The following is a 26,809-nucleotide window of genomic DNA, read 5'->3' as shown; positions in this document are numbered from 1 at the left end:
CGCCCCACCGACCTGATCCCTTGTCAATCGGTGCCTGCCATCGCAGAAAATGCTCGGGCCACGCCGTGTTTCCGACCATCTAACTGCAGGTTTGCTCGACCTTCTCTCGTCAAGACGAAACCGCCCGCCAGCCACCATTCATAGGTTTGACTAAGGTTCAGCCAATTTTCGGCCCAGGTAATTCACAGATCATGAAACACATGTTGCAGAACCTGACCGAGCGTCCGACGCAAGACGTGGAAACCGCTGCGGCCGATCCGGCACCCGCCGACCCACGCTGGGCACGCCCGGGGCTGGCCGCGCTGCTGGTGGCGACCGCCGCCTTCTGGACTGTGACACTGAGCCGAATGGGCTGGGCCAACGCCTTTTATGCCGCCGCCGTGCAGGCCGGAACCAAAAGCTGGAAGGCATTCCTGTTCGGTTCCTCGGACGCCGCCAACTCCATCACCGTGGACAAGCCGCCTGCATCGTTGTGGCCAATGGAGATCAGCGCCAGAATCTTCGGCGTCAATACCTGGTCGATACTGCTGCCGCAGGTGCTGATCGGGGTCGCCTCGGTGGCATTGCTGTACATGATCGTGCGACGCCAGTTCGGCCCAGGCGCAGGGTTGATCGCCGGTACTGCACTAGCACTCACGCCGGTCGCCACCCTGATGTTCCGTTACGACAACCCCGATGCGCTGCTCGTGCTGCTCATGATCGGCGCCGTCGGGGCCCTGCTGCGTGCGGTCGAGGACGGTCGCACCCGATGGCTGACGCTGTGCGGCGCCCTGGTCGGATTCGGTTTTCTGACAAAGCAATTGCAGGTGATGTTGGTTGTTCCAAGCCTGGCGCTGACCTACCTGATCGCGGGCCCGCCGCGCCTGCGTACCCGACTGCTCCAGCTGTTGGCCGCACTGGCGTCCATGGTGGTGGCGGGCGGCTGGTGGGTTGCTCTGGTGGAGTTGACACCCGCGGCCAACCGGCCCTACGTCGGCGGTTCGACCGACAACAGCTTCCTCAACCTGACCTTTGGCTACAACGGAATATCGCGGCTGAGCAGCGATCACGGCGGATTCCCTGCACCGCCGCCAGGAGCCCCCACACCGCCGAGTGGCAAACACGGCTTCCCATTCAGTTCCGATCCCAGCATCATCCGACAGTTCACCGGTGAATCAGGGGCTCAGATCTCGTGGCTGCTGCCTGCCGCATTGATCTTCTTGGTCGTAGGAATCATCCTGTGCGGCAGGGCATCCCGTACTGATCTTCGACGCGCGCAGTACCTGGCGTGGGGCGGCTGGTTGCTGGGTACCGGCGCGGTATTCAGCTTCATGTCCGGCATGTACCACGACTACTACACCATGGCGCTGTCGCCGGCGATCGCCGCATTGGTCGGCATCGGTGCCAGTGTGATGTGGCAGCGGCGCTCGACGAATTGGGTTGCACTGGCACTGGCCGGGACAGTCGCCCTGACCGCTATCTGGTCCTGGGTATTACTCGGTCGCACACCGGATTTCGTGCCCTGGTTGCGGTGGGTGATCCTGGTGGTCGGCATTGTCGCCACCGGGCTGCCGGTTCTCGGCGCGTTGCGTGACGCCCGGTTCGCGTACTGGGCGGCCGGATTGGCCGCTGCAGCGACCCTGGCGGGGCCGTTGGCCTACTGCGTCCAAACAGTCGCAACCCCGCACAATGGCGGCATCGTGACGGCGGGCCCGCAGCTTCCCGGGCAGCATTTCCCCGGCCCGCCAAAGGATTTCGATAAAGCACCGAGCGCCAGCCTGGTGCAGTTGCTCAAGAACTCAGGCAGTTACACCTGGGCCGCGGCGACCAATGGATCAAACGGGGCCGCCGACTACCAGTTGGCATCGGGTAATCCGGTCATGCCGGTCGGCGGGTTCATCGGTAGTGACCCCTCGCCGACGTTGGCACAGTTCCAGGAATACGTCGCCAAGGGCCAGATTCACTACTACATCGCGTCTCACGGTCCGGGCGGGCAGCCGAAGGGCGCAGGACCCGGCGCTCCGGGTGAAGGTGCTGCGCCACAACCTGATCGATCGCCGACCGAAGGCACCAAGATCGCCGATTGGGTCAAGCAGAATTTCACCGCCGCCACCGTCGACGGAGTGACGTACTACGACCTGACCGCAGCGCAGCACAGACAGTAGCCACGATGCCGGGCGCAAGTCAGTGCCAGTAGCCCTGGTGGACCTGCGCCGCTTCGTCTTCCAGCAATGGGCCGACGACTGTGATGGGTCGCTGGCCGTGCAGCAGCACGTCACGGCATGGCAGGGCGAACGACGTCCGTCCAGGCTGGTCGTGGGAGAATTCGAAGAGCCGCAGGTTCGAAAGCCCATAGACCACCGTGCCGATGCCGGACCAGTACGCCGCGCCAGCACACATGGTGCATGGCTCGGTGCTGGCGTACAACGTCGCCCGATTCATGCCATCGTCACCCAGTGCGCGCCACGCAGATGTGCTGACCATCAGTTCGGCGTGCTGGGTGGGATCACCATTGTCGACCGCTGACGTGTTGCCGTGTTCGGCGATCACGGTCCCGGCGGCGTCAGCCACCAACGCGCCATAGGGAGCGCCCCCGCGGCGCCCGGCATCCTCGGCCAACGCGAATGTGCGCCGGAGCAGAGCGAGATCCGATGTGGTGTCCGGTGCCGGTTGCGCGCCCGCCGGGCTACCGCCGAACACCCCGGCGCTGCCGGCGAAGGCACCGATACCAAGCAACAGAGTCCGACGACGCAGGTTCGGCATAGCCGGGGATTCTAAAGACCGCACGGCCACGAAATCACCGATCTGGACACCGGGCCTACTCTGGCAGCCAACAGGTTATTCGGGTGGCCACCTGTTGTGTCCAACCGGGACACCCAGCCACACGCGGGAGGCACGACCATGCAGAATCCAGAAGCGTTTCTCGAGCACCTCGACCAAGACGCAGCGGGACGGGTATTCGCTGCGCCCTATCAGACTCCAGACGGTGCCACCATCGTCCCCACTGCCAAAGTCAACGGCGTAGGCGCCGATGCCACCACCAAACCGCTCGGCGTATTCGTCATCCACAACGGGCAGGCCACCTGGGTGCCCGTTGTCGATGTCAACCGGATTGCCGTCCTGGGTGTGCTGACCGGTCTACTGTCGGCGGTGATAGCCAGCCTGGCCGTACTACGGCGGCCGCCGTGGCCTGATTTGTCTGCTCACGGGAACTCGGTTGCGCTGCGCGCTCGCTGACAGCGCGGTTCGCCCGGCGCTCACCCCGATCTAAGGGGTTTGACAGTTCCGCATTCGGGTATGCGGTGTGCGGGGGTCGTGGAATCTCCTGCCGTGGCGGTACGCGCGGCCGGACGATTTCGCCATTCACGAGCACACGCAAGGAGTTCCACGCATGACTTTTAAGAAGACCGCAGCGCGTGCAGTCGCCACAAGCCTGCTCGGCATGGCGGGTCTCGGGCTCGGCGCGGGCCTCGCCCACGCCGATCCGTTCAGCCCGATGCCGCCGCCGATTCCCAGCCCCGGCGTACCTACCCCGGGCGTTCCCGACCTCGGCGCGAACGCCGGGATGCCTGGCAATCCGCTCCCAGCGGGACATGGCTATCTCCCACCCCCTGGGCACGGCGGGCCGATGCCGCAGGACCGCGTTCCGTACACCGCTGTGCCGGCGTGGGTGACGGTCCCGGCGGTACCACCGATGGGTACTCCACCCGCACCCCCCGCTCCGGATTGGGCCGTAGGCCTTCCGGTCGTCTGGAACCCTGACTTGAGTACATGGGGTGTCTGGGACGCTCAAGGAAGCGCATTCGTTCGGCTCTAGCACAGCGGACACCGCTGCCACCCCGCCAGACGTGACGGGGTGGCAGCCGTCGTCCGGCCGGGGATTTCAAACACTTACGAGGGCACCATCGGCCGCCGTGGCGCTGGGGCTGGTAACTCCTTCGTAAGTGACGATCCCAAGATCGAAGGATCAGAGAGAACTCGCACCGCGAATCGCCTGGTGAACTACCATTAAGACATGGCGCGAACCGGTGTGGTTCTGTCGGTGGCGGGGGCCGTGGCGGTAGCCGTTGGGCTCGCCAGTTCTGGGGTCGCGCTTGCCAATCCCGAACCGGAGCCACCGTGCTCGTACACGCTGTCAAGTCCTGAAATCGTCCAAGTCGGCGGCGCGACCATGGTGACCGCGTCAGTGAGCCCGTCGGCCTGTGGGTTCCCGGCCAGCCCTCGCCAAAGTGTGGCCTGCGTGCAGCGCCACGGCGACGCCATTGAGTGCATGCAGGGCAACGGCGATGATCCGGCGCGGGTGTATACGCCGTACCATCCCGGCGCAACCTATACCGCCACCGGCCGCGGCTGCGCCGGCTGGTCCGGCATCAACCAACCACCGCGCCAGTGCCAACTACTCGGACCGTTGACTGCTACGTTCTAGCGCGGCAAGACGATTCGCTACAACAACCGATTCTCCGTCTAACTACGTTTGCCGTGGTGTGAGCCTGTTGGCAACGTCGTTGTGTTCGCTGCTGGCTGTACCGCAATTTGGCTCACTGGGGCCGGACTTCTGGCCGGCAACCGATTGCTACAGCGCGATCTTGAAGCCCTCGTGGGTGGCGGTGAAGCCCAGCGGCTGTAACCGTCGTCGGCCCGCTCGCGGCTACTGCCGAGCGGATCGTCCGCCAACAGCTCGACGCTGCTCGCCCTGCATCCAGGCCAGCAGTTGGACAGTGTTGTGTCGCTTGTGCTGACCGTGCGATTTCAAGGGCCGGGAACGTCCGGACAGGTCGCGGTCTGGGTGCCTGTTTGGTCAGCAATCAGCGCCTCATAACAACCGGAGATGTTGAAGTTGCGGCCGGGTCCTCTGGTGGTGGCGTCGAGAATCCCTGGGAACGCAATGTGCAGACTCTCATGAATGAGGACCTGTGCGCGTCCGGTGTCGTCGAAGGCCCAAAAGCCCTGACATAGCGCCACCAAACTGTTGCCGGGGCAGCTGAATGCGTCACCGTCAGCACAGGATCCGGCCGTGCAACCCTGCAGTGTCAGCGGCGCGTTCCCGGGACAACGGTAATTCAGTCCCTGGCCCATCAGGCGCGCCACGGCGGCGAACCTGGCCGAAACCACCGACAACTCTTCACTTAACGCTATTTCGCGCGACGCCCGTACGATGCCCGTCATCCGGTTGAGGAAGCCGGTGCCGGACGCGATCGGCAAGCCGAAGTGGTCCTCGAATGCTTGCAGCGTCGCCGACGGCGGGTCCGGGATTCCGCCCCGCACGGCCTGCGCATCGGCAGCTAGCCCTTGGGCCATCTGCGTGGCGAGGTTGATGGCGCGCGCGTCCGCGGTCTCGAGGTCAGCGCGCGGGTCGGCGGGAGCGCCGAATTGATTGGACGGGCAGGTGACCGCGCCGACTCGGCGGGACACCACGGGTGGTGTGTTGATGTGGTGGGTTTGTTGCACCGTGTGCGCCAATTCGTGTGCCAGCAGAGCCTTTCCGGCACCGGTGCTGGGCGCATATTGGCCCGCACCGAACACGATATGACGCCCCACAGTGTAGGCCAACGCACCCACACTGCGCGCCGACTCCGTAGCCACCGCATCGGTGTGGATTCTGATATCGGCGAAACCACGCCCAAAGCGCGGCCCGAAAAACATCTGACTTCCCTCATCCAGAGGCCGACCTGACGAACCAACAACATCACCCACGATCTCAGGCGCCTCGCCACCGACAGCCCCGCTTGCCGCCACGCTCGCCTTGAGCTGCACGGGGTTTTCCTTCTTCTCCTCTTTCTCTTCCTCCTCCCGACACCCGTCGCACTTGCGGCTGACCTGGACAGCCCCCGCCGACACATGACCACCCGGGTCAGGCATACGCATCACTTGCTCGGCAACCCGATCCGCCTCATGCTCCAACGGATCATCCACCGCGCCGACGGCCAACTTGGGCTGAAGCCCACCCCGCAACGCAACCGCCGACGGCACGGGCCGCGCCCCCAAACCCGCTGCAACCACCGGCATTTCACCGAAATCCCCGACCACACCGGCCAACGACGGGACCATTGGGCCTGCCAACTGTGCCCCAGTCCCCCACCCGGACGCGCCCAACCCCACCTGAGAAGGCCGAACAATATGCTGCACACTTTGCGCCCCCGCCGACCCGGTCGCGCAGGGTCCACCAGCCGCCGCACAACCAGCTGTCTGTCGGGAAGTCTGCTCGACCGGCACCGCCCGCCGCATCACGCTAGTGGTCTACCCCCACCACGTCACCACCACGTCACCGAAACCCCCACCGGCCACCCCAACCGCCTAACAACGTTGGGACAATTGGCGCGGCCACGATCGTGTCGACAAACAAAAAACTGCTCTGATGCAAGCATGCCAACGCCTTACCGGCACTGTGCGGCACAGATGGGTGGCCTGTGGTGACCTCGCGACGGCTTCCGAACCAAGTTCGGACCTTGAGACCTCGTTCACAGGAAGTACGGGTGGTTTGGCAAAATGCATGAATGATGCCCCCCAAGTCGCACGAGGACAGCCCCGACGGTGAGCTAACTACCGCCGAGTGGCATGCGACGTCGTGAGAGTATCGAAAATGGCCGTATGCAATATCTAGATGCTGGCTAGGGCGCGATATGCCGTCGAGTGAACAGCTGTCTTCTCGCCCGGGTCGACCCCGGCAGTTGGACGGCGAAACCGAGCGAGCGCTTCTCATGAACGCGGCACTCACCCTGATCACGCAGGGGGATTACCTCGAGGTCGCCGTAGCCGACATTCTCGCGGAAGCGAATCTGTCGACGCGTTCGTTCTACCGTCATTTCGACTCGAAAGAGGCTCTTCTCATCGCACTGATGCGTCGCGATGCTGACCTCGTCGGGCGGTCGCTAGAACACGCTGTCGCCCATGCCGGCGATCCTGTCACGGCGCTGACAACATGGCTCGATCAATACCTGGCCGTCTTCTACGAATCGAAACGGGCTCGCCGAACTACGCTCTACATGTCACTCGGGCCGCGGACGTCTCCAGCCGTCTCAGCCGCGCACAAAGAGCTGCAACAGGTTGTGGTCCGCCCCTTGGTAAAGGTGCTACGTGCCGGTCACCGAGCGGGGGTCATGCACTCGCCCAATGCCCATGAGGACGCCATGACAATAGTGGCACTGGTCAGTACTGCCGTCGGGATCCTGGGGCGTCGCCGAACTCGCCGAGCCGCCAGAGAACACGTCATGCGCTTCGCGTGGCCAGCATTGGCTTTACCCCACCCTGGTACAGGAAACCCCGATCGAGCTCACACTTGATCACCCGCAATTACCGCCCCGATGCCCGAACAGTGCAGCCATTTCAGCGATTTCGCGGTCCATCGCACCGCGCGCCACATCGGCTCTACCCGCGATCAGTAGCCGTTTGGTCCCCGCGACAGCAGCGGGATCAAGCGCCGCGATGGTGGACGCCGCTTTCCCAGCCGAATCGACCAGCTCGGATTCCGGGACAACCTGCCAGGCGATGCCCATGCGATAGGCCGTTTGGGCGTCGATCCACTCGCCGGAAAGCATCGCCCACACGGTGTCTGCCCATCGAGCGCGTGCCGGCAGCAGTGCCGAGCTACCAGCTTCGGGCACCATGCCCAGGGCGGTGAACGGTAATCGCAATCGTGCCGACTCGCCCATCAGCACCAGATCGCAATAAAGAAGCATGGTGCATCCGATCCCGACTGCCAATCCATTTACCGCTGCGATGATTGGCTTTTCGCAGCGACCAAGGATGTCAAGCATGGCGGCAAACTCGGCTCCCGCGCGCTCCAGCTCTGATGGTGAGGCCGTTCCGTCCACTAACGAACGATCCGCTCCGGCCGAGAACGCCCGTCCGCTGCCGGTAAGGACAATCACCCGGACTGAAGGGGCAGCCAGTGCCCGCTGGAGGACAACACGAAGATCGCGGTAGTCACTGCCTGTGAAAGCGTTGAGTCGTTCTGGGCTGTCAAGTGTCAGCCACGCTACACCCTCAGCAATGGTTTCTTTCAGACTCATGCGAATCCCTTGCTCATAGTGCGGTGCCACACTTCGCTATTGGCGCTTCATATCAAAATCACTGATCACAAATGTCATTGGATTCCACCACGGACCTAGCCGAGCTTCGTCAACAACATGCAGCCAGCCAGGGGACCCCCGCCATTGGACACCGCCGTGACTTCCGGGCGGCCGCGCACCTGACGCTCGCCGGCTTCACCGCGCAGTTGCAACACCGCTTCATGAACGAATCCGAAACCGTGCAGCCTGCCTGCAGATAGCTGCCCTCCGTGGGTATTGATCGGTAGTTCGCCGTCCAGTGATATCCGCTTCCCGCCTTCAATGAAGGGCCCGCTCTCGCCCTGGCCACAGAACCCGAGGGCTTCCAGCCACGCCATGGTGAGAAACGAAAAGCCGTCGTAGAGTTCAGCGAAGTCCACGTCGTCCGGACCCAGCTCCGTGCGCGACCACATGTGAGCCGCGGCATCGCGAGCCGCCATGGTCGTCATGTCATCCCACTGGTCCCACGACGGACGTCCACGCAAGGCGGTGCCCACGGCTTCTACTCGCGCTACTGGATGGTCGACAGCCGTTGCGTGTTCGGCCCCAGACACTACGACTGCTGTAGAACCGTCAACCGGAACGTCGCAGTCGTAGAGACAGAACGGCGAAGAAACCATGCGCGAAGCGAGATACTGTTCCAATGACAGCGGCTCACGGTAAACCGCGCGCGGATTACGTGCCGCGTTGGCGCGCCCGTTGAGTGCGATCTGAGCCAATTGCTCTCGGCTGGTGCCGAACTCGTGGCTGTGGCGCTGCGCATACATCGCCATCCAGTTTGCGGCCGAATACGCGCGGAACGGCAACATCCACTGAAGGTCCCCGCCGACTCCACTGGTCCCCACCCCGAGGCCTGCCCTCGGCGCGTTCCCCTGAGCAGTCGCCTCAGTCACCGTTCGGTAGACGAGGACATGACGGGCCAAGCCTGTCGCGACTGCCATGACCGCGTTGACGATGGCCTGAAGCTGCGCCGGTCCCTCGGGGCCGCCACTGTGCCAATTCAGGGACAGTCGCAGTGCATCCTGCAAAGCCGGTGTTCCCGGCCCGGCGTACCCGGGTGGCGCGGACACTCCACCGGGATACGTTGCCAGCCCGTCGATGTCGGAGACTTCGAGGCCGGCATCGGCGATGGCCTCGAGCGCGGCATCGATCGTCAGGTCCAGTCCACCACGGCCGAGTCGACGCCCTACATCGGATTGCCCGATGCCTGAGATGATGGCACGTCGTTCCGCCCCGCTCATTCGACGACCGGCCGGAAGACGGGCAGGAAAACAGGGTCATGGTCTTGAAAGAGAGCCTCGACGCGCATTCCGATGCATACCGACTCGGGATCGACCTCAACGAGATTGGTCGTGAGCCGCAGCTCGGGTTGCTCGTCAATCGCAACGGAAGCAATCACATACGGATCAGCGGTGCCGTCCCAAGGTTGGTGATTGACCGTGAAGCTGTAGACCACGCCACGCCCGCTGACCTCTGCCGGCACCGGGTCTGCGGCCAAGCAGTGCGGACAGCGCGGGGTCGGAGGATGAATCAGATATGCGCACTCAGGACACTGCAGAAACCGCAGCTTGCCATCCCGGCCGCTGGTCCAGAAAAAGGCACTCACCTCTTCCAACGTCGGTAGTACCCGCATGGCAACTCTCCTCCTCATCGGACCTCAGCCGCGACACCACGGCCGACAGCGCCACCGTACAGCATGGTGAAAATGACTGTTTGCAAACTGCGCAATGCCGACCACCACCACAATGAGCTCCCGCCGATTAGTCACATGCCTAGGGTGCAACACAGTGACTGACCGCACGGCGATGCGAAGCACTCCGAAAGCACGAAAACAAATAGTTGACTCGGTCTGCTATCTGCTGTTAGCTGGCCTAGAGATTTTGTTGATGATGAGCGGACGTCAGCCTCAATGTGGAGTCGCCATATGCATTGTGTGCGAGCGCCATAGCCAGGTTCGTGTGCATCGAACCGACAGGAGTGGATGCGTCCATGAAGGCCCTGACCGAGCTGATGGATATGACCGGCAAGGTCGCCGTGATCACGGGCGGTAGTAGGGGCATCGGACGCGCGGTCGCCGAAGGCTTCGCGATGGCCGGAGCTGATGTGGTGATCGCCAGCCGCAAGCTGGAAGGCTGCGAGACCGCCGCCAAGGAGATCGAAGCCGCCACCGGCCGTCGCGCGCTTCCTGTGGGCTGCCATGTCGGCAAATGGGAAGACGCCGACGCACTGCTGCAGGCCGTCTATCAGCATTTCGGCCGCTGCGACGTGCTGATCAACAACGCTGGAATGTCACCGGTCTACGACAGCCTCACGTCCGTAACCCAGGAGTTGTACGACAAGGTCCAAGCCGTCAATGCCCGCGGACCGTTCCGGCTTGCCGTTCTCTTCGGGTCACGCATGGCCGAGGGCGATGGCGGCTCGATCATCAACGTCACGACGGCGGGCACGCTTCGCCCGGATACCGCGGATCTCCCCTACGCCATGGCCAAGGCGGGACTGAATGCACTCACCCTGGGCCTGGCCGGGGCATGGGCGCCAAAGGTCCGCGCCAACCTCGTCATGCCTGGCGCATTCGACACCGACATCTCAAAGGCTTGGGGACCGGAGGGACAAGCCGCGGCGGCAGCGATGAATCCGATGAAACGGATCGGCGTTCCAGACGACATGGCCAGTCTGTGTGTGTTCCTGGCCAGCGATGCCGCGAGCTATATCAACGGCGCTCAAATACTCGTCGACGGCGGCATGTTCCGCACCCTGTGAATTCCACCAGTTCGCGCTAGCCACAGGAGATTTCATGACTGGACGCATGGCAGGCAAGGTCTCGTTCATCACCGGCGCCGGCCGCGGCCAGGGCCGCGCGCACGCGGTCCTCCAGGCCCACGAAGGCGCCGACATCATCGCGGTCGACATCTGCGAGGACATCGAGTCCAACCCCTACCCCATGGCCAGCTGGGACGATCTGATCGAGACCAAGCGCCTGGTCGAGAAGGAAGGCCGCACCTGCGTGGCGGTCAAAGCCGACGTTCGTAAGCGCGACCAACTCTCGGCCGCGCTGGATCAAGGTCTGGCCGAACTGGGGCCGCTGACAACGGTTATGGCCAATGCCGGCATCCTTCCGTTGGCGATGGGCGATCCCCAGCCGATGGACTTCCAAGACGCGGTCGATGTCGACCTCGTCGGCGTCATGAACACCGTGGCAGTGTCCGTGCCGCATCTGTTGTCCGCCGGCAATGGCGGTTCGATCATCATCACCGGCTCAACGGCGGCTCTGATCCCGAACACCACCAATTCCACCAACGATCCGCGGACCATTATGGGCCCGGGAGGTGCAGGCTACAGCTGGTCCAAGCAGGCCCTGGTCGGATACACCCAAGAGATGGCTAACCACTTGGCGTCCAGTGGAATTCGCGTCAACGTGGTGCATCCGACGAACTGCAACACCCCTCTGATGAACAACCCCGGGATCTACGCGGTCTTTCGTCCCGACCTTCAGGGCCCGGTCAGCAAAGAAGACTTCCAGATGGCATCGGTGTTCTACCACGCGTTGCCCACTGGATGGATCGAGCCTCAAGACGTGGCCGAGGTCGTGCTGTTCCTCGCATCGGATGCGTCGAAATACATGACCGGGACCAGCATTCCAATCGATGCCGGCTGCATGGTCAAATGGCCCAATGGCCCGGGACAGTAAGACCAGCGGAACGGCTTACGCCCGATCCCAGCACCTATCTCGACCGCTGATTTAACCGACCATGAAAGGCGGATCCACCATGACTGATCCCCGTATCGAGCGATTCGGTCCCGAGGTTCAGATCGATTCGTTGATCGAGGCCATCGACCGGGACGGCGTCGCCATGGTTACCAACGCGATAGCACCTGAGTTGCTTACATCGTTGAACGCCGAGTTCGACCAGATCATCGCGGGTGCCCAACCCGGTACGCCGAACCATATCGAATGGTTGAAGGATTTCATGGGCTACAAGACCGTCCGGATCGACGGTCTGCCGGGCAAGTCGAAGTCATTCGTCGAACTGCTGCAGCAACCGCTCCCGCTTGAGATGGCCGACCACTACCTCTCACCGGCGTGCCTGCATTACTTGCTGAGCACCGCCCAGCTGATCGAGATCCGATCCGACGAGACAGTACAGATGCTGCATCGTGACGACGCCGCATGGATTCATGAGCCGATGCCGACCGCCCGCGATGTGGCCCCGGATTCGCAGACCCAGCAGCTCGAGGTGATCGTCCTCTACGCGCTGTCGGACTTCACCGCGGACAACGGTGCGACCCGGGTCGTCCCGGGGAGTCATCTCTGGCCTGCCAACCGCAAGCCCCAGAAGCACGAAGTGGTCGCCGCCGAGATGCCGGCCGGTTCGGCCATCTACTACCTCGGAAAAACCCTCCACGGCGGCGGCCCGAACACGACGGAGAACGCGATGCGCCGCGCTCTCTACTTCGGCTTCTCATTGGGCTGGCTGCGTACCAAGGAGAACTTCTTCATGACGACGCCGATCGAGGCTGTCCGTGAGATGCCCAAACTTGTACAGGACCTGCTCGGCTACCAGAGTCATGGCGGCATCGGAGTCGTCGATGTCGGCTCCCCGAGCGTTCGGCTGTAGTTAACGTCCGTCACATCCGCTCTCGACCGAGATCGGATGTGACCGAAGCCTTTTGGCGATCCTCAGTCCTTCAGGTCGGGAAGAACCTTGTCCGCGAACAGTTTCAGCTGTTCGTACACCAGCTCGTACGGCATTCCGCCCCAACTGAAGTTGGCCAGCATCTCGTAATCGCCGACCATCTCCTTGCGGATGCGATGGTGCTCCACCAGATCCTCTGGCGTTCCGATCATGTTGCCCGCGATGTAGTCGCGGTACGCCTTGTCCGGTCCACCGGCCTCTGCCGCGGCCCTACCCATGGCGGTCCACGCGGCGTATGACGGGAGGTCGTTGAAGTGATCGCTCATGAATTCATAGTGGTCGGCGACCGTGGAAAACATCCTCGCGAAGTAGTTATCAGTGTAATCGGCAACCCGCTGCTTGTCGTTGAAGCAGCACACGAAGTCGGAGATGATGAATGGCGGCGCAGCCTTCCCGTGCAGCTGCTGGAAACTGTCGCGGTATTGGGTGATCTCCGGAATTGCGTTGCGCCAATCCCCCTGCGAGAAGCGCAGCGCCTTCAGGCCGTAATTCGCCGCCACCTCAACCGAACTCGGCGACATGGTCACCATGATCGTCCGGTCCTTGAAGGACTTGAACGGTCGCGGGCGGATTTCAGTACGCGGAATCTTGTACCACTTGGTGTCGGCTTCCACGATTCCGGTCTCGACACCATCCATGATGATGAGCGCCGCTTCGTCGAACATCTCCCGAGAATCAGCGAGTTCAACACCGAAAGAACGGAATTCGCGACGCGCCGCGCCACGGCCCATGCCCAGGATCAGACGGCCCTCGGACAGGATATCCAGTTCGACCGCCTGCTCGACAACACGCAGTGGGTTGTTCCACGGCAGGATGACCGCCGCGGTGACCAGGTTGATCGTCGTGGTCTTGGCCGCGATCCAGGCGAGCAACTGAAACGGATCGGGACACGCCCCGTAGTCGGTGAAGTGGTGTTCCACCGGGCCGACATAGTCGAAGCCCATCGCCTCGGCTTCCACGGCCAGTTTCGCCTCCTGCCTGAAGCTCTCGACGTCGGGTACGCCGTGCAGGTTCTGAAAACCCAGATGCATGCCAACTTTCATGGGTACTTCTCCAGTTCGTTCGGGGCGAGCGCCGCAACGCTCTGCGGGGCCCGGGACAGACACGCATAATTGTTACCAATATCGTTTCTTTTAGTCAGGGATTCGGCGAGAAATGTGCTAAAAAGACACCATAGAAGTGTCAAATCAATGGCCGGTTGCCTTGGAGGACACCAGCGCGTGCAAGATCGAATGGTGATCGAATACTCCGACCCGGGCAAACGCCGGCCCGGCCGGCCGACACTGAGCAATGAGCAGCTGCTCGACACGGCACTGGATCTGTTCTTGGAGAACGGGTTCGAGCGCACCAGCATCGACGCGATCGCCGCGGCAGCCGGGATGGCCAAGCGCACCGTCTACGCCCGCTACGAGGACAAAACGACGTTGTTCAAGGCTGCACTCACCCGCGCCATCGAGGACTGGATCGTGCCGGTGGAGCAGCTACAGGCCGCCGAGACCGATGATTTCGAGGAGACGCTACTGGCGATCGGACGGATCTTGGTGGCCAACGTGCTGCGCCCCGGCGGCCTGCGGTTGTTGCGGCTGACCAACGCCGTCTCCGGACACATGCCCGAGATCAGCGCGTTCAACGTGCAGAAGGGCACCGAACCGACCCTGGCCTATCTCGCCGATCTGTTCCGGCGCCGACTCGGCCCCGGCGCAATCTCGTCGCAAGATGCCACCCTGGCGGCGGAGGCTTTTATCGACCTCGTGCCCGGCGGCCCGGCCAATGCGAGCGCTCGCGGCGTGGTGCTTCAGGACGACGCTGTCGACCGACACACGCGGTACTGCGTTGGCCTGTTCCTTCATGGCGTGCTGCCGCACGATCACCAAAGAATGGTCGCCGAGCAAGAAACCAGGCGATTGCGCAGCACCATCGCCGCAACGCTGGAAGACCTGGAGCGCGTCCGCGAAAGATTGAACGAGGACGGGCACCAATGAGTCTGGCCGTGCTTAAAGAGCCGAAAACCTTCACATGACTACTGGTTTCGAGTACACCTGTCGCATGGCTGATTCCACGAACGATGTCTGGGAAGTGTTGTCGACTGCGCGCTCGGTACGCCGGTTCACCGATGCCCCAGTGGACGACGCGACCCTGAACCGTTGCCTGGAGGCTGCAACGTGGGCACCCAACGGCGCCAACGGACAGCTATGGCGATTCATCGTGCTGTCCGGTCCCGAGCAACGTGCGGCGGTCGCCGAGGCAGCGCAGGTGGCGCTCGGCACCATCGAGAGCGTCTACGGGATGAGCCGCCCCGCACCCGACGACAACAGCCGCCAAGCGCGCAACAACCGTGCGATCTACGAATTGCACGACCGCGCGGGCGAGCGCACCTCCGTCTTGTTCACCGCCTTCAAGCACGAATTCGCCTCGGACTTCCTCCAGGGTGGCTCCATCTACCCGGCAATTCAGAACTTCTACCTCGCCGCTCGTTCCCAAGGCCTGGGAGCGTGCTTGACCAGCTGGGCGTCCTACGACGGGGAGCACATCATCCGCGACGCGGTCGGCGTGCCTGAGCAGTGGTTCCTGGCCGGACATATTGTCGTCGGCTGGCCGCGCGGCCGGCACGGACCGGTCCGTCGGCGTCAGTACACGGAAGTCGTCTTTCGTGATCGCTGGGATGCCGAGCGCGCCGACATCACTTACGGCCGTGGTGCCCGGCCGCCACGCAGCAGGGCCTGATCATCGCGGTAAGCCGGAGGCACGCGTGATTCTGCCGAATCACATGTCATCTAAGGTTTGTTGCCTACCTCATTGACATTTTTGTTAGAAAAAATCATCATTGATGCCAGTCGGCCCTACTGCGACGCAGGCGTTCGCACGGGTCGGCCAGGTCGTCGAAATCTCCGCATGACGACAACTTCGAGGAGTTCGTTGACGTGGCACAGGTGACCCCCATTCGTAGGGCACCGTTCGCCGACGATCCTGCGGTGGGTACCCGTGGGCTGCGGACCCATCAGCGCCTTCTGGACGCCGCCCTGCAGGTGTTCGGCGAATCCGGCTATGACCGCGCCTCCCTCGACCGTATCGCTGAACTCGCCGGTTGCTCGCGAGTGACCGTCTATCAATACTTTTCGGGCAAGGACGAGCTATTCCGCAGTCTGGCAACGCAAGTGACCAACCAGATGGGCGCCGCGCTCGAGGTTTTGGAACCCATCACTGCCGATACGTCGGGCCGCGCCGCACTGCTGGGCTACTTCTCACGTCTGGCCGGCATCGAGGCCCGCTACGAACCGATACTTCGGGCATTCGGGGCGGCAGCGGCCAGCGACGCGTCGTTGGTGGACAGTGCTGTGGCCATCACCCGTCGCAGCGTCGGTCCCTTCGAAGCGCGGGTGGTCGGCACCGACCTGCCGCCGCGGCTGCTCGACCCGATTGTTGAACTCCTCGGCACCGGTGTGATCAGCGCGCTGAGCCGGATGTCGATCCTGCACGCCGCAGCACCGCAGTGCTACACCCGCGAGCGCACCCTGGCCGCCCTCGCCGACGTCGCGCACCGAGCATTGTTCGGTGCCCTGCCCGATGTGAACGTCCATGGGCGCCTGTCGGCCATAAAGCCGCCGACCCTGCATTACAGTCCCGGGGCCACCGCGATCTTCGAGCGTGCCCGCGACCTCGATGCTCAAGCCGCTCAACCCGGTAAGCGCACGCTGCGCGCCATCCTTCGGATCGCCAACCAGCTGATCGCCGACCGTGGGTACCGAGGCCTGCGCATCAACGACGTCATCACGGCTGCCGGGGTTTCGCGGGGTTCGTTCTACACATACTTCGAGAACATCGACGACTTCGTCTGCGTCATCGGCCTGCGGGCCATCCAACAGCTCTCCGAGGTCGTGCACGAGCGTCCCGACCTCCCCGACCGGGTGACACTGCGACCGTGGCTACGCCGGTATGCCGAGATACACGTCACCACGGGGCCCCTGGTGAACGTGTGGATCGAGGCCATCGAAGGACCGCTGCGCGACGAGCGTGCCGCGGTGATCGATTGGGGCCGAAGGAGAATCGCTACCATGCTCAACGCTCGAGCGCTCGGCGACGTCGACATTGACGCAGTGGTCCTGCTGGCCATCATCGAGGAATTCGGGTCCAAGACGAGCACCAAGGCCGAGCTGGACGCCGTCCTACTACTGATCGAGCGGGCCTTTCTGAGTTCAGCGCCCAGCACCGTTGACCAAACTCCAAGGAGGTAAACGCAATATGGCAAGCCCCCAGCTCGAGCGCGTGATCGGCATGATGCGCAAGGCCGACCCGTTGGCAAGCGGTGATCTGATGACGATCCGGAAGGTCACCGCCAGCGCGCCCCCGTACCCCAAGCCGGATGACATTACCTGGGAAGCGGTCAATGCCGGTGGCGTGCAAGCAGAGTGGGTCATCCCCGATGACTGCGAACCGGGCCGCGCCATCGTGTACTTGCATGGCGGCGGCTACGCAACCGGCACTATCGAAGCCAACCGCGGATTGTGTTCTCACCTCGCCCGCGCCGCACGTGCCCGGGTGCTCAGCGTGGATTACCGGCTCGCTCCCGAGCATCGTTTCCCCGCGGCTGTGGACGACGCCGTCTCGGCCTACCGCTTCGTCCTCTCGTCGGGCTACGCACCCGAGCACGTCGCGCTGGGCGGTGACTCCTCGGGAGCCGGCCTCGTACTCGCAGCCCTGGTCGCGCTGCGCGACGGCGACGACCCGTTACCGGCTGCGGCGATCTGCATCTGCCCGTGGACCGACCTGACGCTGTCGGGCGCGACGGTCGAAACCAAGCGCAATGAGGATCCGATGGTCCGCGCTTCGGTCCTGGCGCTCATGGCCGAGGCCTACCTGGGCGAAACCGATCCGAAGACACCGACTGTGTCACCGCTGTTCGCGGACCTGACCGGACTGCCACCGCTGCTGGTGCAGGTGGGTACCGCTGAACTCCTACTCGACGATTCGCGGCGTTTCGCGCAGCGCGCGGAAGCCGCGGGAGTCGACGTCACGCTGGAGGTCTGGGACGACATGATCCACGTCTGGCATGCCTTCGCCGATCTTCTGCCCGAGGGCCGAGAAGCTTTGGCCCGCATCGGTTCCTATGTCGCGCAGCGGCTGGCGTAACCACCGAGCGATGGCTCATCTCCGACGACACCTCACCTAAGGAATTCGATGAACGATCTACTGTCCGTTGCCCGGTCACTGCGCCCGGCGATCGAGGCCGAAGCGGATGCCGTCGATCGTGAGATCTCGCTGACGAAGCCCGTCATCCAGGCCCTCGCCAAGAGCGGCCTGAACCACCTTCTGCTGCCGAAAGAGCTTGGCGGGCTTGAAGCCGACATCGATACGGCTCTGGATGTGTTCGAGGAAGTCGCGCACCAGGACGGCGCTGTCGGCTGGGTGTTTATGGCAAATGCCACCGCGACGGCGTTCGCGTCGATGTTCGATCCCGCTGTGGCGCGCCCGATGCTGGAGGGCAGGCCGGAGGCCGTCTTCGCCGGTCAGTTCGTGTCCCGCGGGCGGGCCCGGCGCGTGGACGGCGGCTTCGAGGTGTCGGGCCGTTTCCAATTCGGTAGCGGCTGTACCCGTGCGACCTGGATCGGCGGCGGCGCGCTGATACGCGATGAGGACGGCAACCTCGAGCGCAATGACGCCGGGATACCGCTGGTGCTGGCGTTCGTAGTGCCGGCCGACAGTGTCGAGATCACCGGCAATTGGGACGTGATGGGGCTACGGGGCACCGGCAGCTTCGATTACACAATCGGTGAACAAATCGTCGAAGAGGGCCGCACCTTCTGGCTTTTCGATTGTCAGCCACGCTGCGGCGGCGGTATGTATCACCTCGGCTCGGTGGCCTTCTCGGGCATCGGCCATGCGGGCTGGGCGCTCGGTGTGGCCAGGCGGGCTCTCGATGAGATCCAGACGATCGCGATGGCCGGACGCGCCCGCATCGGCGGCACCGCCATGCGCGACGAGCAGGTCTTCCAGCGTGCGTTCAGCGAGAACACGCTCGCACTGCGCTCGGCGCGCCTGCTCGTACACGACACCATCGGGGACATGGTGCGCCGTCTCGACGCCGGTGAACCCATGACGATGGCGATGCAACACGAACTTGTCAGCGCCGTGACCTACCAGACGCGGGTGTGCATGGACGTCGTGGAGTTCGCCTACATGGCCTCCGGCAGTACAGGACTGCGCAATCCGAGCATCCTGCAGCGCTGCTTTCGCGACATGTGCGTCGGCGCGGCACACCTCTACGTCGATCCCCGAACCTTCGATGCGATGGGCAAGGGTCTGCTGGGCATCGAATAGACAGGGAACAGGTGGCTAGTATCCGCCGGCCGAAATCGGTTGCCAGATAGGCGAACCCCGCTGTGCCCGCATGGATTGCACGATCTTGCCGTCCACATCGGTGATGCCGTAGTCCGTCGCGATCTCGGCGGTGATGAATGTGCCTCCGGAACGTTCCATCACGTTCGGGTCGCTGGCGAGCGCGGCAATAACTCGACCCGGAAATTCCGGCGTACTGCCGCCCACGGGACTGGTCACCGCGGCATTGACCATCGAGGGGTTGGCCGCCAAAACCCGCTGTGCCCGTTCGGTGTACGTCAGACCCTGCCACAGTGCCAGCGACGCGACGTTGTGCGGCTGAAGCTCGACGGCCATATCGCGCGCCATCCGGTCGGCTGCCGTCTTGCACATACCGAACACTACGCCGTAGGTGTAGGCCACACCGGTGTATCCGGAGATCGCGACGATGAGTCCGCTACGGGCCGGGACCATGATGCGCGCCGCGTGACAAGCGGCGACGTAATTCGACCGCACCCCGACATCGACCATGCCCCAGTAGTCGAAGGGCTTCTCCCAGAAGGGCTTCCCGTCGGTCAAGCCCTCCGGCAGGGCAAAGGCGTTGTTGACCAGGATGTCGAGCCGACCGTGCTCGCGGTGCACCTTGTCAAATAGGGCGGCGACTTGCTCATCGTCGGCGTGATCGACGGTGACAGCCACGCCCCGGCCGCCGCGCCGGTCGACTTCGGCCGCAGTCTCGCCAACCGTGCCCGGCAGCTCATGCATACCTGCCGCGGCCGTGCGCCCGGTGACATAGACGGTGGCGCCCGCCGATCCGAGCGCCAACGCGATGCCCTTGCCGATCCCCCGGCTGGCACCCGTCACCACAGCGACTTTGCCTGCCAGTGTTGCCATCCGCATCTCCGATCGACGTCCCTTGCCCCGAGCGCAGCTCTCTCGGTAATGTCCAGTTTAGGCAATCGACTAACCCGAGGAGATGTTATGACGGTGGCGGATCGGGTTTCGGCCCCCGGCGACTCGGGCACGGCGGTGGTGGACGCGGCACAGCAGTTCGTCCCCCGCATCCGCGACCTCGCACGTCAAATGGAGGTCAACCGTCGCCTGGACGACCAACTCGTCGAGGACATGGAGACCGCGGGCCTCTTCTCGGTGGTGGTGCCCAAGCTCTGGGGCGGTTGCGGACTGGGGCCGCATGAGCTGAACAAAGTAGTCGAACTCATTGCCACCGCGGACATTTCGACGGCGTGGGTCACCGGCTTCTACAACTTCCACAACTGGTTTTTGTGCCGGTATCCACGCGAGGTTCAGGAGGAGTTGTTCGCCGACCGGGCATCGGTGCGCTGCGCGGCCATCTTGTCCTCCCCCGGTATGGCCGAACGGGTCGACGGAAAGCTGCGCGTCAACGGTCGCTGGGGTTATGCCACCGGCATCGTCCACGCCTCCCACGCGCTGGTACCGGTCATAGTCGATGCCGACATGTCCTGGGTGATCGTGCCGCGAGATCAACTCGAACTCATCGACGACTGGGACGTGGCCGCCATGGCCGCGACCGCCAGCGTCACGATCGTCGCGAAGGACGTCGTCATCCCGGATACGTGGGCGCTGCCGTTCGGCAAGATGATGTCGGCCAGCGACCACGAGGGCACCTTCCACGAGGAAGAGGTGATGCGACTTCCCTTCTCGGTGATGACGACCGCCATCTCGTCGCTCTATGTCGGCGCGCTCGATGCCGCGGTCGAAATCTCCAGGGAGCGCATGACTTCGGCGTCGGGGATCAACAGCGCGCCGCGCATCGAACGGCCGATGGCTCGGATGCGCTGGGTCAATGCGTACCAGACCGCACGGATCATGCACCTGATCCGCGACGCCGCCACCGAGGAAGCCCTGCAGATCGCTCGGCGCGGTATTCCGCAGACGCTCGAGGAGGAGGCCAGGAACGGGTTGCACGGCGTCACGATCCTGCGAACCGTCCGGGACGCTCTACGTGAGCTCGTCGACGGCAACGGTTCCAGCGGATACCGGTCCGACAACATCCTGCGCCGAATGTCGCAGGACATCGCGATGATCTCCACACACGCTGTGCACGGCGAGTACGACGTCATGATGGACCGACATGCCCGATGGCTGCTCGGGATGGGGCTGGCACCGGGTGACCCCGGCGCGCGAATGACATGATCTGCCAGACCGTGGGTTACGTTGCAGAGATGGCACCGCAGCGGCCCACCAACGACGATGACCCCGACGCGCGTACAGCGCTGCTCGACGCCGTCGAACGCCTCATGCTGGCCGAAGGGTATGCCGCCGTCACCTCCCGCCGGGTGGCAGCCGAGGCCGAGGTCAATCCCGGCCTGGTCTATTACTATTTCGGGCCGATGGACAACCTCTTCATCGAGGTCTTCCGTCGCAGCGCGGCTCGGATGCTCGGCCGGCAGGCCGAAGCCCTGGCCTCCGGCCAGCCGCTATGGGCCCTGTGGGATCTGATCCGCGACCAGTCCAACACCACATTGAACCTCGAATTCCTCGCGCTCGGCAATCACCGCCAGGCCGTCAAGGACGAGATGAAGGATTTTTCGGTGCGGTTCCGCCGGATTCAGTTCGACGGGCTGTCGGAGATTCTGGACCGCTATGGAGTCGACACCGAAGAATGGCCACCCCAAGCGGTGATGTTGTTCATGGACGGCGTGGGCCGGTTCATGGGTGAAGAACGCTCCTATGGCCTCAATCTCGGCCACGGACATGCGGCCCGTGTCATGGAGAGACTGATCGCGCAGTTCGAGGGAAAGCGACGCGGCGGGCGGCGTCGAGGTCGCCGATGACATCGCCAATGACCTTGTCCACAACACCGTCGACGACACTGCAGTTCGGGCTCCTCTGGCCGTTTCGGAATCCTGACGGCGTTGCGTGGGACGAGTTCTACCGGTCTCAGCTCGACCTCATCGTGGAGTCCGAACGGCTGGGCTTCGACGAAGCCTGGCTAACCGAGCACCATTTCATCGACGATGGCTACTCACCGTCGCTGTTCCCGATCGGCGCCGCTATCGCCGCACGCACCGAGCGGATTCGCATCGGGACGTTCCTGTTGCTGCTGCCACTGCACAACCCGGTCCGGGTTGCCGAGGACACCGCGACACTGGACATCATCTCCGGCGGCCGGTTCGATCTCGGCATCGGTTTGGGTTACCGCCCTGGGGAATTCGACGATCAGGGCATTCCAGCCAATGAACGCGCGGGCCGCATGCGCGAAAGTCTGCCGATCGTCCAACGGCTACTGGCCGGTGAATCCGTCACGGTCGACGGCAAATACACCACGCTCCGCAATATCGCGATCTCTCCGCCGGCACTACAGCGACCGCACCCGCCCATGTGGGTCGGCGGCACGGCACCGAAGGCCGTCCAGCGAGCCGCCAATATGGGTATGCACTTCCTCAGCGGCGGACCGGGATCGGTCGCCATCTATGACGAAGCGCTGCGCGCCGCCGGCCGCGATCCGCGCGAATTTCATGTGGCGGCCACCGTACCCACCTTCGTCGCACCCACCCGGGAGCAAGCCTGGCAGATCGCAGCAGAACCTTTGCTTTACATGGCTTCCGGCTACCTGCAGTGGACCGCCGAGGCCAACGGGACGCCGGACGCCGCGTTGCCCACGTTGCCTTCTGCCGAGGAGATAGCCCGCAGGCAGTCGATGGATTTCTTCGGCGAGGACATACTGGTCGGCACGCCCCAGGACGTCATCGAGAAAATCGAGACATTCCGGTCGGGCTCGCGACTGACGCACCTTGTATCGGCGATGGCATTGCCCGGCATGCCCCCACACGAAATCCGAACGGGTATGGAAATTTTCGCGAGGGAGGTCATCCCCCACTTCCGTGGCTAGATGAACGCCGGCAGCGAATCCCAGCCCCGCAGCGCCGGTGACGAGGCCATCCGCGCGTTCTCGGTGTCAATCTCCCAGTCGGGGAACCGTTTGAGAATCTCTTCCAGAGCGATGCGGCCCTCCAGGCGCGCCAGCGCCGAACCCAAGCAGTAATGCGCTCCGAGGCTGAACGACAGGTGCTTGATGTTCTGCCGGTGGATGTCGAACCGGTCACCGTCCGGGAATCGCCGGTCGTCATGGTTGGCGGCGCCGATCAGGTACAGCATGACACTGCCCTCGGGCACGCTCTGGCCGTGAAACTCGGTGTCAGCGCTGACATACCGGGCGAACTGCTGCGCGGGTGACTCCAGGCGCAGCACCTCTTCGATGGCGTTGGGAATCAACGACGGGTCCGCGGCGAGCTCGCGACGCTGATCCGGATAGTCGGCCAGCGTCTTGCCCGACCAGCTGATCAGATGGCCCGTCGTCTCGGCGCCCGCACTGGACAAAAGCGTCGTGTAAGTAAGGACTTCGTCGCGAGTCAGCCGGCGGAACGACCCGTCTTCCTCTTCGAGCTGCGCGTTGAGCAGATCGGTCATCAGGTCGTCCGAGGGGTGCTCGGCGCGCCAGTCGATGTATTCGGCATAGCTCGAACCATCAGCGAAGCCTTCTTCGACCTTCAGACTCTCACCCCGCTCGGCGCGCAAGCTGCGGTCAGTCTCCTGGCGGTGGGCTTCCTGGTCGGTCTCAGGAATGCCGAGCAGCATGCCGATGGTGCGCATCGGCACCTGATTGCCCAGATCCGTCATGAAGTCGAACTTCCCCGTGCCCATCACCGCATCCAGACTCCGCGCGCAAAAGTCACGAACCTTGTCTTCGAGTTCGGCGACGCGCCGCGGTGTGAAGACGCCGTGCAGCACTTTGCGGTACCTGGTGTGTATGGGCGGATCCTGAAAAATGAACATGCTGGGCGGCATCTCGACATTGGCCCGGATGAAATCCAGGATCGCCCCGCGGCCGGAGATGAAGGTCCGATGGTCCAGCAGCACCTCCTCGACATCGTCGAAGCGGCTCACCGCGAAGAAGTCGTGCCGGTCGTTGTAATAGAGCGGCGCTTCCTCCCGCAACCGCCGATAGACCGGGTACGGGTCGGCGTCGATATCGGGATCGAAAGGGTCGTAGTAGACATCACTGCGGCTTGCGACCGTCACCGTCGATCTCCTTCACTTAGTCGACTGACTAAGTGAGAACCATACCGACGCGCAATTCGGTGACGCAAGACCGATCGGCGGATTCACACCTCTGCCGCGGCGTCGGTGAACCCGATGAACTTGAGCGGATTCAGGTACTCCTTGTACAGGGCGATCTTGCCTCCCTCGAAGCCGAATACGGTGATGTAGGTGTTCCGGTAGAGCTTGCCGGTTCCCACCTGCGGGCATTCGCTGTGATACTCCGCGACCAGGGCACCGGTACCCTCACCCTCACCCTTCACGTCGTAGAACTGGTCATAGGTGAAGTTCATCCGCTCGAACATCGCCGGAACCGAGGTGCGCAACTGCTGGGCGATGGCGGACCGCCCCTGGACCGCCGGAACGTCCTCCACGAACGGCAGCACCATGACAGCGTCGGCGGCAAGATGGCGCTCGACCAGCGGGAAGTCCAAATCTCCAATGGCGTCAAGGAATTCACGCACGATACCGATGCGTTCGTCAAATGTTAAGGGCAAAGTGGTTCTCCTTCGTCATGCCTCGACCGCGAGCGAGATCCCCCGCAGTCCATGGCGTTGCAGCGTAAATAGTTGACTCGGTCTTCTATCTGCGATTAGCCTTCGCGTGACGGCGATCGTACGTAGTCTCAGGAGTCGGCAGTGACGGAATTCGACACACTCAAGTTCTTCTCCGACGCATCCATGGTCATCGACCCGTACAGCTACTACGCCCAACAGCGCTCGCACTGCCCCGTTCAACTCGATGCCGGCCAGAACATCATGGCGGTCACCGGCTACGAAGAAGCCGCCTCGGTGTACCGCGACACCGCCGATTTCTCGGCATGCAACGCGGTGATCGGCCCCATGCTCGGCCTTCCATTCGAACCCGCGGGCGACGACATCACCGAACAGATCAAGGCACACCGCTCAGACATGCCGTTCAGCGATTTCATGTCAACCCTAGATCCGCCGGATCACACGCGAGTACGCGGCCTGCTGAGCAAGCTGATGACCCCACGCCGGCTCAAAGAAAACGAGGCGTTCATGTGGGCGCTGGCCGACCAGCAACTCGACGAGTTCATCGCCGACGGCGCGTGTGAGTTCAACAGGCAGTTCGCCCAGCCTATTTCGATGCTCGTCATCGCGGACCTGCTCGGCGTGCCGGTCGAGGATCACGATGCCTTCCGCGGCAATATGGCCGGCACACACAAAGACATGGCGGAAACCCAAGAGATAAGCCACAATCCGCTGCAGTTCTGGGAGGACCGCTTCACCGCGTACATCGAAGAGCGCCGCCGTGAGCCGGCCGGCGACGTGCTCACCTCCCTGGCGCAGGCGAAATACACCGACGGCTCGACGCCCGAGCTCACCGACGTGGTGCGCCTGGCCACCTTCTTGTTCGCGGCCGGCCAGGAGACCACCGCCAAACTCCTGACGTTTGCGCTGCAGGTGCTCGGTGAACGACCAGACCTACAGCAGCGTTTGCGCGACGACCGTGCCCTCATCCCCAACTTTCTCGAAGAGACCCTGCGGATGGAAGCTCCCATCAAGAGCCATTTCCGGCTGACCAGCAAGACGACGTCGATCGGCGATGTGCCGACCAAAGCCGGAACCATGGTCATGCTTCTGCCGGGCGCCTACAACCGCGACCCCAGGCACTTCGCCAACCCCGACGAATTCGATATGGAACGGCCAAATGTTCGGGAGCACATGACGTTTGGACGTGGTATCCACACCTGCCCGGGTGCCCCGCTATCCCGCGTCGAAGGCCGGGTCAGCCTGGAACGCATTCTTTCGCGGATGGCGGATATTCGGATCTCGGAAACCCATCACGGGCCCGCGGACGCCAGGCGCTATACGTACGATCCGTCATTCCTGCTGCGTGGACTGACCGAGTTGCACATCGAATTCACGCCGGTGAGCTGATCCCCCTGTTGCGCACCGGCACGTTGAGCCGGCCGTCCGGCCCCGGAACATCGGGGAATTGCACTGCCCAAGGCGGCTTTCCGTGTTGCACGACCCATGTCGAACCGGTGGCATCGGGCGGCGCCGTGGCCGCGACGAGCACGGCATCGGCGACTGCGTCAGATTCCATCACCGGCACCCCGGCGCCTTCCACCAACGGACGTCGATCGCCGAGCAAGCCGGTTTCGGCTATGCCCGGACATATGGTGTGCACCGCAATGCCTTCCGCAGCCAGATTTGGCGCGATCGCGCGCATGAAGCCGACCACCGCATGCTTGCCCAGCGAGTACACGGCGTCCGGATGCCAGGGAAGGATGCCCGCCAACGAAGCGGTCGCCACGATCGCCCGCTCAATGTCGACTGGGCAGTTCCGCATGGTCCGGACAGCCGAGCGCACACCGAACACCACGCCGTCGAGGTTCACCCCGACCGAGCGCCGATAGTCAGCGATGTCGAGCGTGGCAATGTCTCCTGACCAGCGAATGCTGATACCCGCGTTGAGAAAGGCCAGATCCACGCTCCCCAACTCACGCGCACACTCAACGAACGTCGCGTCGACCTGTTCGGGATCGGAGACGTCACATCCCAAACCCACGCCATCGATCGACTCGGCAACCGCTGCGGCAGCACGTTCGTCGATATCCACAACGCACACCCGCATCCCCCGCGACGCCAGGAGTTGTGCGGTGGCCCGACCGATACCCGAACCACCACCCGTCACCAACGCCACCCGCCCTTCGAGGTTCATTGG

27 protein-coding genes are annotated in these 26,809 nt (G+C 63.5%); 17 read left to right on the top strand and 10 right to left on the bottom strand.

The window, feature by feature from the left end; genetic code table 11:
• The first annotated feature begins 191 nt into the window (after positions 1 to 191).
• A complete protein-coding gene (locus M2432_RS01850) occupies positions 192 to 2,144 on the top strand; it encodes a glycosyltransferase family 39 protein (protein ID WP_280825026.1) in 1,953 nt (650 codons plus the stop codon).
• Between the two features lie 19 nt (positions 2,145 to 2,163).
• Here M2432_RS01850 and M2432_RS01845 read toward each other — a convergent pair whose 3' ends face one another.
• The gene (locus tag M2432_RS01845) at positions 2,164 to 2,742 is read right to left on the bottom strand and encodes a nucleoside deaminase (protein ID WP_280825025.1); all 579 of its coding nucleotides are present in this window, start codon (positions 2,740 to 2,742) and stop codon (positions 2,164 to 2,166) included.
• Positions 2,743 to 2,880: 138 nt separating this feature from the next.
• On the opposite strand from M2432_RS01845, the gene M2432_RS01840 reads away from it, so the two are divergent.
• The 3 genes from M2432_RS01840 (at position 2,881) to M2432_RS01830 (ending at position 4,405) form a co-directional block, all read left to right on the top strand.
• Complete coding sequence (locus M2432_RS01840; RefSeq protein ID WP_280825024.1) at positions 2,881 to 3,216, top strand: GerW family sporulation protein; 336 nt, start codon at positions 2,881 to 2,883, stop codon at positions 3,214 to 3,216.
• A 154-nt stretch (positions 3,217 to 3,370) separates the two neighbouring features.
• A complete protein-coding gene (locus tag M2432_RS01835) occupies positions 3,371 to 3,796 on the top strand; it encodes a hypothetical protein (protein WP_280825023.1) in 426 nt (141 codons plus the stop codon).
• A gap of 198 nt (positions 3,797 to 3,994) precedes the next feature.
• Complete coding sequence (locus M2432_RS01830; RefSeq protein ID WP_280825022.1) at positions 3,995 to 4,405, top strand: hypothetical protein; 411 nt, start codon at positions 3,995 to 3,997, stop codon at positions 4,403 to 4,405.
• 323 nt (positions 4,406 to 4,728) lie between these two features.
• On the opposite strand, the gene M2432_RS01825 is transcribed toward M2432_RS01830, so the two are convergent.
• On the bottom strand, positions 4,729 to 6,027 hold the full coding sequence (locus tag M2432_RS01825; RefSeq protein WP_280825021.1) for a DUF4157 domain-containing protein: 1,299 nt from the start codon (positions 6,025 to 6,027) through the stop codon (positions 4,729 to 4,731).
• A 650-nt stretch (positions 6,028 to 6,677) separates the two neighbouring features.
• Here M2432_RS01825 and M2432_RS01820 point away from each other — a divergent pair.
• Complete coding sequence (locus tag M2432_RS01820; RefSeq protein ID WP_280825020.1) at positions 6,678 to 7,259, top strand: TetR/AcrR family transcriptional regulator; 582 nt, start codon at positions 6,678 to 6,680, stop codon at positions 7,257 to 7,259.
• On the opposite strand, the gene M2432_RS01815 is transcribed toward M2432_RS01820, so the two are convergent.
• The 3 genes from M2432_RS01815 to M2432_RS01805 all read right to left on the bottom strand — a co-directional run bounded on the left by M2432_RS01815 (position 7,260) and on the right by M2432_RS01805 (position 9,660).
• Complete coding sequence (locus M2432_RS01815; RefSeq protein WP_280825019.1) at positions 7,260 to 7,988, bottom strand: enoyl-CoA hydratase-related protein; 729 nt, start codon at positions 7,986 to 7,988, stop codon at positions 7,260 to 7,262.
• Positions 7,989 to 8,083: 95 nt separating this feature from the next.
• Positions 8,084 to 9,268: a thiolase family protein gene (locus M2432_RS01810; protein ID WP_280825018.1), complete on the bottom strand. Its 1,185-nt coding sequence runs from the start codon at positions 9,266 to 9,268 to the stop codon at positions 8,084 to 8,086.
• On the bottom strand, positions 9,265 to 9,660 hold the full coding sequence (locus M2432_RS01805) for an OB-fold domain-containing protein (RefSeq protein WP_280825017.1): 396 nt from the start codon (positions 9,658 to 9,660) through the stop codon (positions 9,265 to 9,267). Before M2432_RS01805 ends, M2432_RS01810 begins: the two co-directional genes overlap by 4 nt.
• Positions 9,661 to 10,016: 356 nt before the next feature.
• Here M2432_RS01805 and M2432_RS01800 point away from each other — a divergent pair, with 356 nt between their 5' ends.
• From M2432_RS01800 to M2432_RS01790, 3 genes are all read left to right on the top strand, one after another.
• Positions 10,017 to 10,787: a glucose 1-dehydrogenase gene (locus tag M2432_RS01800; RefSeq protein WP_280825016.1), complete on the top strand. Its 771-nt coding sequence runs from the start codon at positions 10,017 to 10,019 to the stop codon at positions 10,785 to 10,787.
• Between the two features lie 34 nt (positions 10,788 to 10,821).
• Positions 10,822 to 11,715 (top strand): mycofactocin-coupled SDR family oxidoreductase, encoded by an 894-nt coding sequence (locus tag M2432_RS01795; protein ID WP_280825015.1) that lies wholly within the window; start codon positions 10,822 to 10,824, stop codon positions 11,713 to 11,715.
• A gap of 79 nt (positions 11,716 to 11,794) precedes the next feature.
• Positions 11,795 to 12,643: a phytanoyl-CoA dioxygenase family protein gene (locus tag M2432_RS01790; RefSeq protein ID WP_280825014.1), complete on the top strand. Its 849-nt coding sequence runs from the start codon at positions 11,795 to 11,797 to the stop codon at positions 12,641 to 12,643.
• Positions 12,644 to 12,705: 62 nt separating this feature from the next.
• On the opposite strand, the gene M2432_RS01785 is transcribed toward M2432_RS01790, so the two are convergent.
• Positions 12,706 to 13,764, bottom strand: a complete 1,059-nt coding sequence (locus tag M2432_RS01785) for an LLM class flavin-dependent oxidoreductase (protein WP_280825013.1) — start codon at positions 13,762 to 13,764, stop codon at positions 12,706 to 12,708.
• Between the two features lie 177 nt (positions 13,765 to 13,941).
• On the opposite strand from M2432_RS01785, the gene M2432_RS01780 reads away from it, so the two are divergent.
• The 5 genes from M2432_RS01780 to M2432_RS01760 all read left to right on the top strand — a co-directional run bounded on the left by M2432_RS01780 (position 13,942) and on the right by M2432_RS01760 (position 19,036).
• On the top strand, positions 13,942 to 14,703 hold the full coding sequence (locus M2432_RS01780; protein WP_280825012.1) for a TetR/AcrR family transcriptional regulator: 762 nt from the start codon (positions 13,942 to 13,944) through the stop codon (positions 14,701 to 14,703).
• A gap of 64 nt (positions 14,704 to 14,767) precedes the next feature.
• The gene (locus M2432_RS01775) at positions 14,768 to 15,445 is read left to right on the top strand and encodes a nitroreductase family protein (RefSeq protein ID WP_280825011.1); all 678 of its coding nucleotides are present in this window, start codon (positions 14,768 to 14,770) and stop codon (positions 15,443 to 15,445) included.
• A 197-nt stretch (positions 15,446 to 15,642) separates the two neighbouring features.
• Positions 15,643 to 16,953 (top strand): TetR/AcrR family transcriptional regulator, encoded by a 1,311-nt coding sequence (locus M2432_RS01770; RefSeq protein ID WP_280825010.1) that lies wholly within the window; start codon positions 15,643 to 15,645, stop codon positions 16,951 to 16,953.
• Between the two features lie 7 nt (positions 16,954 to 16,960).
• Positions 16,961 to 17,848: an alpha/beta hydrolase gene (locus M2432_RS01765; protein ID WP_280825009.1), complete on the top strand. Its 888-nt coding sequence runs from the start codon at positions 16,961 to 16,963 to the stop codon at positions 17,846 to 17,848.
• A 48-nt stretch (positions 17,849 to 17,896) separates the two neighbouring features.
• Positions 17,897 to 19,036 carry an acyl-CoA dehydrogenase family protein gene (locus M2432_RS01760; protein ID WP_280825008.1) on the top strand — a complete coding sequence of 380 codons (1,140 nt, stop codon included), beginning with the start codon at positions 17,897 to 17,899 and terminating at the stop codon, positions 19,034 to 19,036.
• Between the two features lie 15 nt (positions 19,037 to 19,051).
• Here the strand turns inward: M2432_RS01760 and M2432_RS01755 are convergent, their stop codons facing one another.
• The gene (locus tag M2432_RS01755; RefSeq protein WP_280825007.1) at positions 19,052 to 19,927 is read right to left on the bottom strand and encodes an SDR family NAD(P)-dependent oxidoreductase; all 876 of its coding nucleotides are present in this window, start codon (positions 19,925 to 19,927) and stop codon (positions 19,052 to 19,054) included.
• Positions 19,928 to 20,014: 87 nt separating this feature from the next.
• Here M2432_RS01755 and M2432_RS01750 point away from each other — a divergent pair, with 87 nt between their 5' ends.
• Genes M2432_RS01750 through M2432_RS01740 form a run of 3 tightly spaced genes read left to right on the top strand, consistent with a single transcriptional unit; the run spans position 20,015 to position 22,907 of the window.
• Positions 20,015 to 21,208: an acyl-CoA dehydrogenase family protein gene (locus M2432_RS01750; protein ID WP_280825006.1), complete on the top strand. Its 1,194-nt coding sequence runs from the start codon at positions 20,015 to 20,017 to the stop codon at positions 21,206 to 21,208.
• Positions 21,209 to 21,237: 29 nt separating this feature from the next.
• Entirely contained in the window at positions 21,238 to 21,849 is a 612-nt protein-coding gene (locus tag M2432_RS01745; protein WP_280825005.1) for a TetR/AcrR family transcriptional regulator, read from the top strand.
• Positions 21,846 to 22,907 carry an LLM class flavin-dependent oxidoreductase gene (locus M2432_RS01740; RefSeq protein ID WP_280825004.1) on the top strand — a complete coding sequence of 354 codons (1,062 nt, stop codon included), beginning with the start codon at positions 21,846 to 21,848 and terminating at the stop codon, positions 22,905 to 22,907. The genes M2432_RS01745 and M2432_RS01740 overlap by 4 nt, the downstream gene beginning before the upstream one ends.
• Here the strand turns inward: M2432_RS01740 and M2432_RS01735 are convergent.
• Together M2432_RS01735 and M2432_RS01730 are read right to left on the bottom strand one after the other, a co-directional pair.
• Positions 22,904 to 24,097: a cytochrome P450 gene (locus M2432_RS01735; RefSeq protein WP_280825003.1), complete on the bottom strand. Its 1,194-nt coding sequence runs from the start codon at positions 24,095 to 24,097 to the stop codon at positions 22,904 to 22,906. The two genes, M2432_RS01740 and M2432_RS01735, sit on opposite strands and share 4 nt — an antisense overlap.
• An 83-nt stretch (positions 24,098 to 24,180) precedes the next feature.
• On the bottom strand, positions 24,181 to 24,612 hold the full coding sequence (locus M2432_RS01730) for a nuclear transport factor 2 family protein (protein WP_280825002.1): 432 nt from the start codon (positions 24,610 to 24,612) through the stop codon (positions 24,181 to 24,183).
• A gap of 141 nt (positions 24,613 to 24,753) precedes the next feature.
• Here M2432_RS01730 and M2432_RS01725 point away from each other — a divergent pair, with 141 nt between their 5' ends.
• Positions 24,754 to 26,019: a cytochrome P450 gene (locus M2432_RS01725; protein WP_280825001.1), complete on the top strand. Its 1,266-nt coding sequence runs from the start codon at positions 24,754 to 24,756 to the stop codon at positions 26,017 to 26,019.
• On the opposite strand, the gene M2432_RS01720 is transcribed toward M2432_RS01725, so the two are convergent.
• Positions 26,003 to 26,806, bottom strand: coding sequence for an SDR family NAD(P)-dependent oxidoreductase (locus tag M2432_RS01720; protein WP_280825000.1), 804 nt, complete (start codon positions 26,804 to 26,806; stop codon positions 26,003 to 26,005). The genes M2432_RS01725 and M2432_RS01720 overlap by 17 nt on opposite strands.
• Between the last annotated feature and the right edge of the window lie 3 nt (positions 26,807 to 26,809).

Source organism: Mycobacterium sp. OTB74, assembly GCF_029892685.1.
Classification (GTDB): Bacteria; Actinomycetota; Actinomycetes; order Mycobacteriales; family Mycobacteriaceae; genus Mycobacterium.
Note: the sequence above shows the minus strand (reverse complement) of the source record. Positions and strands in the feature narration are given on the sequence as shown.